The sequence below is a fragment of the Aporhodopirellula rubra genome, from assembly GCF_014192335.1.
In the GTDB taxonomy this organism is placed as follows: domain Bacteria; phylum Planctomycetota; class Planctomycetia; order Pirellulales; family Pirellulaceae; genus Rhodopirellula; species Rhodopirellula rubra.
Genome location: NZ_JACHXU010000007.1, coordinates 185,590 through 199,570 on the forward strand (window position 1 = coordinate 185,590; position 13,981 = coordinate 199,570).

Genomic DNA, 13,981 nt, shown 5'->3' on the forward strand with positions numbered 1-13,981 from the left:
AAAGTGCAAACACCGGTTTGGATCAATCATCAAACGCAACCGCTTCAACATGCAGAATAATTAGAACAACGATTCTGCAACACGAATCATTCAAAGCCGAAACGAGAACTGATTAGAAGTCCGCTTCGATTGTTTCTTTGGATGCGGCGGTGCTTAGAGCACCCCACAAGCCGAACGGGCTTTTCGATCCGGGTGCAATCGGACCGCCATAGTAGACCTGCGAACTTGTCTCGTCGCCCGCTTCGATGGAGTCCGTGATGAACTTGACCGCACCGTCGCCCATCAAGATGTGGCAGCCACCTTGATGCCGACTTCCGGGAGGAGCAATCATCGCGTTGCCGTGATAATTTGCCCGTGGGCTGGTCCCTTTGGCGACACAAATTTCTTTGTTGGGAGCTAGGATCGCGTTCATCTGACCGTACATCGGACGTCCCGACGCCCACTTATAGCCTCGGCGTTGCTCAGCGTCGCCGACGTTCGTACCACTGGCCCAAAACTGCGGACGTTCAGGATCGATGAACGTACGGCACGAAAGCGCCTCGCCTGGCCCTCGGATTCCCTGTCCCGTACCACGACCACTTGCCGCTCCACCGATGTCGGCCTTCCCGTGGGTTCGTTTGTCTTGATCACCCAAGTCGGTTGGAATTTCACCCATGGCGATCGTGTTAGAGAGGCCGTCCAAGACGTCACGGAAATAGGAGTCCGCTCGAGCTTTGAACATTCCGCGGCAAGACGCCCGAGCCAACTCAGATAGATTGTTCGGGCTGGTACGATTCCCATCTTCATCGGCGTACCCGTGATTGCAGATGTATGCCGAATCACCGGAGCAGGCGACATAGTTCGTGCGGCCCGCCGATGGCAAACCGGCACCGGGGTCACTAGGACAACGCAAACCGGGAACCTCCGTCAGCCACGGTTCATAACGACTGATCTGATGGTGGCTCAAATTGGCCTGCGGGTTACCGCCCATGGGTTGATGGATGTTCCCATTCTGATCTTGGAGCGGATTCGAGATTTGCTCCCAAAGGGCTTGCTGCTCCATGAAGGGCATCAACCCTACGAGAATACTGAGTTCTTCACGGTTGTTAGAAGATGGCGCCGTTGTGCCACCGTTAATTGCACCAATCGCATTCGTTCCACCTTGCAACCGCGGTAGCTGGTCATAGGCGGAATGGTAGTTGTGAATCGCGAGGCCGAGTTGCTTGAAATTGTTACTACAACTCATTCTTCGAGCGGCTTCTCGAGCCGCCTGCACCGCGGGCAATAACAATCCGACGAGCACACCAATAATGGCAATGACGACCAATAGTTCCACCAAGGTGAAACCCTGGCGGACACGTGTTGTCTTGTGAAAACACATCAATAGCACTCCGAAGAAGCGAGGTGACGAAAAATCCAGAACGGGGCACTTTATCCCCGCACAACTTGTTTCCGTGGTAGATTGTCGCAGTGCCATGAATTCCCTCAAAAAGAATCGATTTCGTTAAATGCCCTCGAAATTGATTCAAATCATCAGAAATCGTGGCACGCTATCGGCAAAGCCACTAAGTAAGAGCGACCGCGTGGCACTTCTTGTGATGAACATTGCTATCTGCCATCCGCGTTGGCAACAGCTTCATCTCGCCGAGATCAACGCAGGCGGTATCAGATGAGTTTGCATGACTCGCCAATCGAAAAGGAGCAAGAGAATCCGCTGTGATCCCTTTAGACCCTCTCCAATCGAAATCCGAAACGCTTGTGCAGTTGTTATCTGAACACCACGATCAACTGTATCGTTACATCCACTCGCTCGTCGGTACCTCGCACGACGCACGAGATGTTTTGCAAGAGACATCATTTGCACTCTACGAAAAGTTCGAAGTTTTCGATTCGAGCCGACCGTTCCTGCCGTGGGCATATAAGTTCGCATACATCCACGTACTTAAATGGCGTGAAAGTCAATCAAGGCAAATGCCACTTCTCAGTGGCGACGTCTTGGAACTCTTGGCGCAGGAGCGACAGACACAGGAAGTTGCGTTAAGTGAACGTCTGACCCTGCTCGGCGAGTGCATGAGTCAGTTGCCCGAGAGCGATCTCGAACTCGTGCGATCGCGTTACCTCGAAGGCATCGCGCCCGATCTCATCGCAGAAAAGGTGAACGCAAGTCGACGCACCCTGTTCCGCGATCTGAAAAGAATCCGACATCTCTTAATGAATTGCATCGATAAAAAACTAGCGATGGATGAGTTTTGATGAGCCAGAACAACAACCCGCATACCTCACGTCCCCGGCTCGAAGAACTCGGGTCCGCTTTCATCGACCGAACGATCACGCAGGAAGAAATCGAGGAACTGGATTTCCTCCTTCGCGACGATTCGAGAAATCGGATTCTCTTTTTGCGGTACATGGATCTGCAATCGGAGATGGTGAACGTTCTCGTGCGAGACTCCGACGAAAAGAACGCAAAGGCAGATTCAGTTTTCGATTGGGCGTCAACACTCGCCGAATACGCGGCATCGCGGCAAACGTCCTCTCAAACCCGAACGCACCAATCGAAACGAGAAAGTGCTGTTGCAACACCTTGCCAGGGCAACCTAGCGCCTTGGATCGTATCGGTCGCGTCGGTAGCCGTGTCGCTCATGTTTGCGATTGCGTTCTACACCACGCAATCCGTTGAGAGCATCAAGAACGAACCTACGCTGGTCCAGCAAGTCGTTGCCAAGAAGACGGATCAAGATTTGGTCCGATTGTCAGACCTCGCGGGTGCCGAGCTTTTCAATGAGATGGCTCCGGCCAAAGGGTATTCGTTGCAATACCAGCATGAATATGCATTGGTAAATGGAATGATGTCGCTGATTTTTCCATGCGGCGCGGAAGTCATTTTAGAAGCACCGAGCGTGATCGAAATCACCGATCCGATGCAACTCTTGGTCAAAGCCGGTAAATGCAGCGTGCACGCACCCGACGGCGCCGAGGGCTTCCAAGTGATCACTCCTCAAACGGAAGTCACCGACCTCGGGACACGTTTTTCGGTTTCGGTCGACGAAGGCGGCAATACTGAGGTGCAGGTTATCGAAGGCGCCGCCGAGGTACGCCAACTCGACAAGAACGACTCGGAGAAGGTTCTTCTTAAGGAGAAACAAGCGAGCCGCTTCGACGGCGGAGAATCTTCTTCGGTTGACTTCACTCCCTCTCAATACCGCAGTCAACTGCCCGACCGGATTGTCGGATTTCATCTCGCGAACGAAAGTCAGGATTCAAAAGGGAAGCTCGAAAGCGTTTCCATTCAACACGCGGGTGTTCAGCGTCTCTACCACGTTGACGAGTTAATCGGCGTGGAGGTGATCCATTTTCGCGGAGGCAACAACACCAGCAATCTCTCAACACATATCGGCGTCAGCGCTGGCGAGGGAGATGCTCGGCGTGCAGCGTTGGAGACGGACGCCTTTCTCCATACCGGCTTGATCAATCCCGGCGGCAGCCGCGAACCACTGACACAGGATCCCGTGATGAGTCACGCCGATGGCAAGGAACTCACACTGGGAATGGCGATTCGATTTCGCGAACCTGTCGTCAATCGCCCCGGACCCGACGTCGTGTTTTTTGAGTTGCAATCGGCCATGAATCCTGTCGCAGGCGATGGTTTCCACGTCAGTCCGCTGAAGTTTCAACCTAATTTGCGATCGCATACAGTGATGCGTTACGACATCACGTTGAATTCACCGGAAGCGTGGGCACTCCCCGATTTCGAACTGATGCAGTTCGACTCTCAGATCCAGTCACTCGATGATTTGCTCAACGGAACGTTTGAGATACGTAATCCCGCGATGTCATTTTGGGCGATCGCGGTGAGCATCGATTTCAGCGACCTCGGCTACGCCGACAACTCGATTGTCGAAGGCCTCTTCTTTCAAGATGTGATGGACGACGAACACTTCATCGACCCGGTCTTTATTGCGGGACTTCCTTTTGAACAAGAGGAAGGCGAATGAACGTGCGGAAACTGATTCCATTACTGATTCTAGGATGCTTCGCACCGGGTGCTCGTGGTCAAGACGTGTCGCCGGGTCACGCGAAATTCTTCGAAAATGAAGTGCGGCCGTTGCTGGCAAAGCGTTGCTATGAATGCCACAGCGATGCGAAGTCGAATGGCGAGCTTCGTCTCGACACGTTTGCGGATTTGATGCTCGGTGGCGAATCCGGTGACCCCGCGATTGTTCCCGGCAAGCCCGACGAAAGCATGCTGATTGATGCGATTAACTATGAATCGTTGGAGATGCCCCCTGGCGAAAAACTAACCGACCAGGAAATCCAAACGTTGACCCGCTGGGTTTCCATTGGAGCGCCGTGGCCGGGCGCAGACCCCAACGCCCCGCTACGCAAACGCGAACAATTTGACGACCAAGACCGTGCGTGGTGGGCAATTCAACCATTGAAGAAACCACGGGTCCCGGGTGTTGAGAGGAGTGGTTGGGCAATCAATCCGATCGATCATTTCATCGGCGACCGTATGCTGTCCGAAGGATTGTCGCCTGCCCGTGAAGCGACCAAAACGGAACTCGTGCGTCGACTCTATCTTGACGTGACGGGATTGCCGCCTAGACCGGAACAAGTCACCGCTTTCCTCGATGACGATTCACTCGACGGGTACGCGAGACTCGTTGATTCACTGCTCGACTCGAAAGGGTATGGCGAACACGCCGCCCGGCAATGGCTCGACCTCGTCCGATACGCCGACAGCGACGGATATCGCGCGGACGGTTTTCGTCCTCAGGCGTGGCGTTACCGCGACTACGTCATTCGATCATTCAACGACGACAAACCCTACGACCGCTTCGTCCAAGAACAATTAGCGGGAGACGAAATGTTCCCCGGCGACCTCGACGCGCAGGTCGCACTGGGCTATTTGCGTCACTGGGTATACGAATGGAATATTCGCGACGCCCCGACGCAGTGGAATACGATCATCGAAGATCTCACGGACACGACCGCAGACGTGTTCATGGGGTTGGGACTGCAGTGCGCCAAGTGCCACAACCACAAATTCGATCCGTTACTGCAGCAAGACTACTTCCGCCTCCGCGCCTTCTTTGCCCCCATCATGCCCCGCGATATTTCCGTCGCCACCGCGGAAGAAATCGCTCGTCATGACGTCAAACAGAAGAGATGGGAAGAGAAAACAGCAACCATCCGCGAGCAAATTGCTGCGATTGAACAGCCTTATCGCGACAAGTATCGCGACATTGCCATCGACCGCTTCCCCGAAGACATTCAAGCGATCGCGCGCACACCCGAAGATCAACGAACGGCCTACGAAGATCAACTGACTTATCTCGTTCAACGCCAAGTCCAGGCCGAACACGACCGCCTCAATTCGATCATCAAAGGAGATGACAAAGAGCGGTTGGTTGAACTGCGCCGAAAATTCAAAGCGTTCGACTCGCTGAAACCGAAACCGCTGCCGACGGCGATGTCCGTGACCGAGGTCATCAAACCGCCGCCACCGACGACGATCCCCAAGTTCAAAAACAAAACGATTGAACCAGGCGTCCCCACCATCATGGAAGCATCGCCGTTGCCGATCGTCGCGTCGCAGTCATTAACCACCAGCGGTCGCCGCACGACGTTAGCTCGATGGATCACCACGCCCGAAAACCCGTTAACCGCACGCGTTATCGCCAATCGCATTTGGCAAAGCCACTTCGGTCGTGGGCTAGCCGAAAACACCAGCGACTTTGGCATTCTCGGCGGCCCACCATCACACCCCGAACTACTCGATTGGCTCGCAACTGAGTTAATCAAAGACGACTGGAGTTTGAAGTCACTGCATCGCAAAATCTTGCTCTCGGCGACCTATCGGCAATCGACGCAACACTCTGAATTCGCCACTTTCCATCAAATCGATCCCGCCAACGAATTCTATTGGCGGCACGACACATCACGCTTGAGTGCAGAGCAAATTCGAGATTCGTTGCTCCTCGTCTGTGGACGTTTGAAAGACCGCAACGGCGGAGGCAGCGTTCATGCGGATTCACCGTATCGGTCGATCTACACTCGCCAAATGCGAAATTCACCCGATCAGTTGCTAAACAGCTTCGATCTGCCGCAGTTCTTTTCGAGCAACTCATCTCGCAATACGACGACGACGCCGATCCAGTCACTGTTGCTGTTCAACAGCGACCAAATGCTGTCCTACGCGAGATCCTTGGCAGAACTCGTCTCGCGGCAATCGAGCGATTTGGAAACGCGAATCGCGATCGCGTGGCGACGCACCTTTGGCCGCGAGGCCACGCCCGACGAAATCAGATCGTCACTGGAGTTCATTGCCGGACAGACCTCTCACCTGCGTTCTCTCCAGAAGCAACGATCGGAACAAGAAGAAGATCAAACACTCATCGAGACTTCTAAATTGCCTTACCGCGATGGTCAGGCCGTCCGCTTTCAAATCGACGATCCATCGTTGGTTTTGTCGATTCCCCATGCTCCCGAATTGAACCTCGGCGATTTCACAATCGAAACGTTCTTTCAATTGCGATCGATCGCTAACTCGGGAAGTGTTCGTTCGATCGTCAGCAAATGGAACGCGAAAAAGAATCCTGTTGGATGGAACTTTGGCGTCACGGGAAAGGGCTCCCGCCGCAAACCGCAAACGCTGGTCATGCACATGTTCGGCCAGTTACGAAGTGGCAAATTGGGTGAAGCTGCGGTCTTCTCGGACCAACATATCGCGTTGCATACTCCGTACTACGCATCGGCGAGTGTTCGACTGGCAACGGAAGACAAACCAGGCAAGGTCACGTTTTTCTTGAAGGACTTATCGAACGATGACGAACCGCTGCAAATCGCGGAGGTCGAACATCACATCAGCGAAGGCATCACCAACGAGGCTCCCGTCTCAATCGGTCGACGCAGCGACACCGGCGCAAGCCAATTTGACGGCTTAGTTGACGATGTGCGATTGGTCAGCCGAGCGATCCATGTGGATGAGATCCTGCAGACGGTGGAACGTGACATCCCTGGCGTGGTCGGGTACTGGCAATTCGAAGTCGACCCGGGCGTCCGTCGAAACAGCGTCAGCGACAAACATGGAATCACTGCGTCCGGCGAAGCCATCATCGACGACACGCCCGAAGAAGCGGCACTCGTCGATTTCTGCCACGCGTTACTCAATTCGAATGAGTTCTTATATGTGAATTAGGTTCTCTCGTCTAATCGGTCACGAGTTGGACCTCACCATGCGGTTCGCTCTGACAAGAGAAACGCATCCTCCAACCCTCCGAGCCAATCGATTGCAATCCTTTGGGCGAATATCGATTTCCCGCCTCCCTTCCCTCCCCACCTCAACGTGTCATGCACATCAAGATCCCCCAATCGAGACGTGAGTTCCTTGCACACAGCGGTGCCGGCTTTGGCGCCGTCGCCTTGGCTGGGCTCATGTCCGGCGCGAACGCAGAGCCGATCCGTGCGAGCGACAGCGATCCCAAGGGACCGTCACTCAATCCGGTCGCCCCCAAACTCCCGCACCACAAACCGACCGCGAAACGCGTCATTTTCTTGTTCATGGAGGGAGGACCGAGCCATGTAGATCTGTTCGATCCGAAGCCCTTGCTCAACGAGTTAGCCGGCCAAGCGATCCCGGATAGCTTTGGTGAAGTGATCACGGCAATGGGTGAGATGAAGTCGCCTCTCCTTCCGAGCAAACGCAAGTGGAAACAACATGGCGAAGGAGGGTTGTGGATTTCCGACTGGCTGCCTCACACCGCCGAGTGTGCGGACGACCTCGCCGTGATTCGCTCGTGCGTTGCCAACGGAATCAATCATTCCGCAGGCGTTTGTCAAATGAACACGTGCTCGATCTTGAGCGGCCGGCCATCATTGGGCAGTTGGGTGACCTACGGACTCGGCAGTGAAAACGAAAACCTTCCCGCCTTCGTTGTCATGCAGGACAACAACTCTCAAATCGTCAACGGCCCACGAAACTGGAGTGGCGGGTTCATGCCAGCGGCGTATCAGGGCACGCGGCTCAGCGAAGGGTCTCAGCCGATCCCCTACTTGAACACTCCCGAAGGCATCACCCAAACACGACAGTTGTCGAAACTGGATTTCCTGAACACGCTCAATCGCAACTATGCGGACTACCATCCTGAGCAGACCGAACTAGAAGCCCGCATTGCGAGCTATGAGTTAGCGTTCCGCATGCAATCCGAAGCTCCCGACGCGATCGACCTCAGTGACGAAACGGCAGAGACGCTCGAACTGTACGGAATCAACGACAAAGAGACGAGCGGCTACGGGCGTCTCTGTTTGCTCGGTCGACGCCTAGCCGAGCGTGATGTTCGGTTCATCCAGTTGTACAGCGGCGCGGGGTCAAAGTGGGATTCACACAGCAACATCGAAGGCAACCACTCGGCGCTGTGCCGCGGCGTTGACAAACCCATTGCGGGGCTCCTCAAAGATCTCAAACGTCGGGGCATGCTGGACGACACACTCGTCGTCTGGGGCGGCGAATTCGGACGGACACCGATGAGTGAAAAGGGCAGCGGCCGCGACCACAATCCGAGCGGTTTTACGATGTGGATGGCGGGCGGCGGCGTCAAAGGCGGTCAAGCGATTGGGCAGACCGACGAACTCGGGCTGCACGCAACGGTCGACCGCCAACACGTCCAAGATCTACACACGAGCATCCTGCATCTGCTCGGACTCGGCAACATGGAACTGACCTACATTCACAAGGGTCGCCCCGAACGCCCCACGATCAATGAAGGAACTTTCTGCAAACAACTGGTAACGGGATAGCCATGAATACTCGATTCTTTTTCGCGGCGATCACGCTAACAATCGCTGGCATGACATCAGCCCATGCGACCGACGAGAGTGTCGCGGCGAGATGGACGTTCGATAGCGAGGGCGCCGCACCACTGGACCTCAACGGCGAAGTCGAGCGTGACCAAGCGGGCCCGAGGCCTCCCGAGTATCCTGATTTCTCCGATGACAACACTGCGTTGAAGTTCAACGGTGGCGGTTACCTGGCCGTTCCTAAATATCTCAACGACGACCGATTTCAGTTTCGAAACGGTGACGACATCACCATCGAAGCGTGGGTCAAAGTCGACACGGCCCGCGACGGGCAACAGATGTACGTGATCGGCAAAGGTCGAACCGGCTCGCCCCTCTATCCACCGGACAATCAGAACTGGGCACTTCGCACCGTCTCGCATGGTGGAACGGTGCGAGCGAGCTTTCTGTTTGCGACGAAGCTCACATCCGATCAATCGCATTGGCACCGATGGACATCCGACGAAGGATTCGAGTGCGCGACAGGATGGCATCACATGGCGGTGACATACCGATTCGGGACGCCTGATTCGATTCGCGGCTGGATCGATGGGCAGCCCGCCAAAGGTCGTTGGGACATGGGCGGAACAACCGAGGAACCTCCTGTGGTGGACGCCGACGCCGTCTGGATCGGATCATCACAAGGCGGTGCCCGTGCAAATAGCTTCGTCGGATACCTCGATAACGTTGCCGTGCACCGAGAGCGTTTAACTGACAAAACGATTGCGTCACGTTTCAATCGAGTCGGTGGCCCGCGAGTCGCGGCGGCAAAACCGGTCCCCAAACCGCTTCCCGAGATTGCACCGGAGCTGAACGACGTTCCCGCGGGCAAGGTTCTGTTCTCGGTCGCCGAAGGTTTGCCGAGCAACGCTCGCTGGTTGCTCGAAGGCGAATCATGGCCACGCGAAACGGTACGCTGGACAGGTGATGCGTTTCTCTTGCCTCGTGTGCCTGTCCGCTACGACGAATGGGGCATTCGCGGACGCTGGAACTCGCCTTTGTTGGTCCGAGTCGCCAGTGACATTTCACTAAAACCGGGAAAGCATCGCGTGTTGGTGAGGGCGAGATCGTTGAGCCGGCTTTGGATCGACGGAAAGGTCGTCGCCCGAACGCGAAAGAACCCACATGGTGGAGGAAACCTGCAACCCATTATCCCCATTGCTGATCCGCCCGCACCGGGCAATCGTGTCGTGCGGTTTCCTCAACAAGAAGTATTCGGGGAATACGTTGTCGCGGGCGACCAAACGAAATCGCTTCGTGTGATTTATGAACTCGTCGTCGGCGGGAAAGGCTACCGCACAGAATCGGGAGAAGTTTGCGTTGCAATGCAGCACGAAAATAGCGACACCTTTGTGGTGCTCGGTCCTTCAATGTCACTTCCGCTGACCGATGATGCCGTTAACTCGGAATTAATAAAGATTGAAGAATCGCTCACCAAACTAGACGATAAATCGCGTCGCACGGCCTCGTTATCGCAAAACGCATTTTGGAACCGTCGTCATGAAATCGCACGTGATGTGAGTCACCAACAAACTCGTGGGAAGCACACGTCGAGAGAGCATCCAATCGATCGAGCGATTGCCAATAAGATCAGCCTCGCGGTCTCTCAGTCGAATCAACATGACGAAGCGACGACCACGCACTTCTACGAGCGTGTGTTACCGATCTTGCGTGACGAGTGCTTTCGTTGCCATGGCGAAAAGAGCAAGGGTGGGTTACGCCTGAATTCTCACGACGCCGTACTCGCGAGTGGTGAGTCCGATCTTCCCGCGGTCGTGCCCGGCGATCCCGATAACAGCGAACTGATTGTGCAGATTCGCGATGGCAACATGCCACCCACCGACACGGGACTCTCGCCCGATCAAATCCAAACACTCGAACAGTGGGTAGCGTCAGGTGCGGTTTGGCCCGCGCAGCCGATCGATCCAAAAACAACCGAACTCGCGTCAATTGTGAGCGATGAGTCGTTCTTAAGGCGAGTCTATCTCGACACGATCGGAGTCCCGCCGAGCGAAGCTGAAGCCGCCGCATTCCTGGAAAATCCAGACCGCAACGAAAGCATCGACAAGTTGCTGGCCGATGACCGGTACGCTGATCACTGGGTCAGTTTGTGGATGGACTTGTTAGCGGAAAACCCGACTCTGCTAAACGTTTCGCTCGGCAGCACGGGACCGTTTCGCTGGTTTCTCTATGAATCGTTGCGTGACAACAAACCGCTCGACCGGATGGTGACCGAACTGATCTTGATGCGTGGCGACGCCCATTACGGGGGCAGCGCCGGATTCGCCATCGCGGGAGAAAACGACGCACCGATGGCCGCCAAAGCCCACGTGTTGGCGGCGGCGTTCCTGGGCATCGATCTGCAATGCGCTCGCTGCCACGACTCGCCCTTTCACAACACAACCCAGGAAGATCTGTTTTCACTCGCAGCGATGCTGGGGCGAAAATCGATCACGCCACCGAAGACGAGTCGGGTGCCTGATGAGTTCTTTGAAAATCAAACGCGAGAGTCGTTGATTAGCGTGACGCTGAAACTCGGCGAGTCGGTGAAAGCGAAGTGGCCATTTGCGGACTTCACCGGAGCGGAAGATTCACCACAACTCGATGAACTCATGCAGAATCCCAAGGACGCACGAGAGCGTTTGGCGGCTCTGTTTACCACGCCAAACAATGTTCGATTCCCACGGGTTGTTGTCAATCATCTTTGGAAACGTTTGATGGGTGCCGGCTTCGTCGAACCCGCCCATGATTGGGAGGGAAAAACGCCGAGCCATCCTGAACTGCTCGATGAATTGGCCATCGAACTGGTAACGCACGATTACGACTTGAAGCATGTCCTGAGATTGATCATGACGTCGCGTGCCTATCAACGCGAGGCGATGGGACAAAACGAATCCGCGACGCCGGAGCAGCGTTACTTTGCCGCACCCGATCGACGACGACTGACGGCGGAGCAAGTTGTCGATTCACTGTTCCAGGCAACCGGTAGCAAAATGGATGTCGAAGAATTGACCTTCGTTCACGATGGAACGCAGGCGATGAATCGACGCGTCACACTCGGCAAACCGAAACGTGCGTGGATGTTCGCCGGACTTAACAACGAACGTGATCGCCCGAGTCTTTCGTTACCACGAGCGCAGGCCGTCGTCGATGTACTCGAAGCGTTCGGTTGGACGGGCACCCGTCAACAACCAATCATCGAGCGAGAGACGGATCCCAACGTGCTGCAGCCCGGTATTCTGGCGAACGGCAATCTGTCCAAATCGCTGACGCGAGCCGCCTACGAGAGCGAACTCGCCGAATTAGCGGTGCAGGCAACGTCTGCCGAGCAGCTGGTTTCGTCGCTGTATCTGCGTTTTCTTTCACGCTACCCGAACTCTTCGGAACGTCAACTCTTTGTCGCCGCGCTGGACCATGGATTTGTGGACCGGTTGGTGCCACCGGCGGACGTCACGCCACCGCCGAACGATCCGCTGCTGCCTCAGTCGACATGGACGAACCACTTGGTTCCCGAAGCGAACGAGATCCAACAGGAATGGGAACGTCGCGTGAGGCGCGGCCCGCATGAGGACCCTCGGCTTCGCCCCGAGTGGAGAGAGGTCTACGAAGACGTGGTGTGGAGTCTCGTCAACCACGCCGAGTTTGTTTGGATTCCTTAGAAATCCGGTCCGTGAAGTCCAACGCCGAAGGTTTGCCCCGAAGGAACGCCGTCACGCTTCGTTATTCCATTCCGTGAAAGGTTTTATGCAATGAATATCAACCGCCGCCAGGCTCTTGCGATTGCAGCATCAGGTGCTTTGTTACCTCGTCTCGTGTCTGCTGAATCCACACCAACCCCCGTTGCCGGCAAGGCCGAACACGTGATCTCCATTTGGCTCGGTGGCGGCATGGGCCAGATCGACACGTTCGATCCGAAGCGTAAAGGTGATCCCAAAGCGAAGAAGGCAGGCTCCTACTACGATCCGATTGAGACAAGCGTCGACGGTGTCCAACTTTGTGAACACCTACCCAAGATGGCCAATTTGATGGAACGGGTCACGGCCGTTCGGAGCGTGCATCATGAAGTCATCGACGAGCACGCTGCGGCGACCAATCGGATGCACACAGGTCGAGACATCAGTGGCACGGTAACGTACCCGTCGCTCGGTTCGATCGTGACTCATGAACGCGGCGCTGTTCACGACGGTGCACCGCCTTATGTCTTGATTGGATACCCCAACGTGACACGCGGCCCAGGTTTCCTTGGCGCCAAAGATAGCTATTTGTATCTGACCGACACCGGCCAGGGTCCAGCCGGGCTTTCGCGTCCCGATGGCATCACGCCGGATCGTCAGGCTCGACGCGAAAGTTTTTTGACGGCGCTCAAACAAAGCGGCAAGGCCGTCGCCGATCAAAAGATGAGCGACTATGACGAGGCGATCGAACAAAGCTTAAAACTCAGCGGTCCTGAATTCGGCGGCGTCTTCCAACTCGATTCAGAACCCGATCGTCTGCGCAATCAATATGGAGGCGAGTTTGGGCAACGTTGCTTATTGAGTCGTCGTTTGGTGCAGCGTGGTGTACGGTTCATCGAAGTCTCCCATAATTTGAATTTCCTCAATGGTGCCGGATGGGACGTCCACAACGCCGGGATTCTCAATCAGCACAAGTTGATTCGCGAACTCGACAACGCCGTTTCTGCTCTGATCACGGACCTGCAAAACAATCGCCTTCTCGACAAGACCCTGATTGTGATTACGACCGAGTTTGGACGACCGCCGGAATTTGACAGTGGCGGAGGCCGAGGACATCACGGCAGAGCGTTCTCGTGCGTGCTCGCCGGTGGTGGGCTGAATCATTGCGGCGCCTATGGCGTGACGGACGAACTATCGAAAACGATCCTCCAAAACCCCGTCAGCATCCCCGATTTCTTCGCGACCATCTGCGCCGTCCTGAACATCGACCCGGCCAAGAATCTCTACGACGGCGACCGCCCCGTCCCCATCACCGACCGCGGCCGCCCCATCCAAACACTCTTCAGCTAGCCCAAACGGCGTCATTGGCAGGCGTGTTTTTCCAAACACAACTCAAACGCAATGTTTCAAATCAATGGGCGGTCAATTCGTAGGCCGGACCGAGCGAAGCGATGTTCCGGCACAACATGTCTCACGATTGCCGGAGCGACGTC

At 55.5% G+C, this 13,981-nt stretch carries 7 protein-coding genes; 6 read left to right on the top strand and 1 reads right to left on the bottom strand.

The features are described from left to right. Positions 1-112 precede the first annotated feature (112 nt). A complete protein-coding gene (locus tag FHS27_RS11790; RefSeq protein WP_044250604.1) occupies positions 113-1,360 on the bottom strand; it encodes a DUF1559 domain-containing protein in 1,248 nt (415 codons plus the stop codon). A 377-nt stretch (positions 1,361-1,737) separates the two neighbouring features. On the opposite strand from FHS27_RS11790, the gene FHS27_RS11795 reads away from it, so the two are divergent. From FHS27_RS11795 to FHS27_RS11820, 6 genes are all read left to right on the top strand, one after another. Further along, positions 1,738-2,232, top strand: coding sequence for a sigma-70 family RNA polymerase sigma factor (locus tag FHS27_RS11795; RefSeq protein ID WP_184305140.1), 495 nt, complete (start codon positions 1,738-1,740; stop codon positions 2,230-2,232). After that, positions 2,232-3,971 (top strand): FecR domain-containing protein, encoded by a 1,740-nt coding sequence (locus FHS27_RS11800; protein WP_184305141.1) that lies wholly within the window; start codon positions 2,232-2,234, stop codon positions 3,969-3,971. The genes FHS27_RS11795 and FHS27_RS11800 overlap by 1 nt, the downstream gene beginning before the upstream one ends. After that, entirely contained in the window at positions 3,968-7,177 is a 3,210-nt protein-coding gene (locus FHS27_RS11805) for a DUF1553 domain-containing protein (protein WP_184305142.1), read from the top strand. The genes FHS27_RS11800 and FHS27_RS11805 overlap by 4 nt, the downstream gene beginning before the upstream one ends. Positions 7,178-7,329: 152 nt before the next feature. Next, on the top strand, positions 7,330-8,775 hold the full coding sequence (locus tag FHS27_RS11810) for a DUF1501 domain-containing protein (protein WP_184305143.1): 1,446 nt from the start codon (positions 7,330-7,332) through the stop codon (positions 8,773-8,775). Between the two features lie 2 nt (positions 8,776-8,777). Continuing rightward, positions 8,778-12,473, top strand: coding sequence for a DUF1553 domain-containing protein (locus tag FHS27_RS11815; RefSeq protein WP_184305144.1), 3,696 nt, complete (start codon positions 8,778-8,780; stop codon positions 12,471-12,473). Positions 12,474-12,563: 90 nt separating this feature from the next. Next, the gene (locus FHS27_RS11820; RefSeq protein WP_184305145.1) at positions 12,564-13,838 is read left to right on the top strand and encodes a DUF1501 domain-containing protein; all 1,275 of its coding nucleotides are present in this window, start codon (positions 12,564-12,566) and stop codon (positions 13,836-13,838) included. Positions 13,839-13,981: the final 143 nt, after the last annotated feature.